Source organism: Mesorhizobium sp. M5C.F.Ca.ET.164.01.1.1, assembly GCF_004792125.1.
Classification (GTDB): Bacteria; Pseudomonadota; Alphaproteobacteria; order Rhizobiales; family Rhizobiaceae; genus Mesorhizobium; species Mesorhizobium wenxiniae.
On the sequence record NZ_SRTG01000492.1, the window covers coordinates 1 to 300 of the forward strand.

At 73.3% G+C, this 300-nt stretch carries 1 pseudogene; it reads right to left on the bottom strand.

The features are described 5' to 3' along the window. Positions 1–300 (bottom strand): annotated as a pseudogene (locus tag EN807_RS34425) (hypothetical protein); the annotation flags it as partial.

Below are 300 nucleotides of genomic sequence, written 5' to 3' on the forward strand. Positions count from 1 at the left end.
GCCGGCGCCGTCGGCCGCGACTTCGGCCCAGTTCGCCGCCCAGGCTTTCAACGGCTCGTTGCCGAGGCCGCCCGCCCACGCGACTCAACGCCTGTCTTCCGACCAGATCGAGGATGCCTACCGCGACCCAGGCGGTGGTGTGCCTCAGCCCCCGCCATGTCGTGTTGCGGCGGGCGACGCCGGCGGCGCTGCGCGGCGTCCAGGGCGCGCCGATGCGGGCCTCGGCGGTGCCGACCAGCGACAGCGCTGGCACGGCGCTGCCGACGATCTCGAAGGTGGTGAGAGATCGGAAGAGCATCG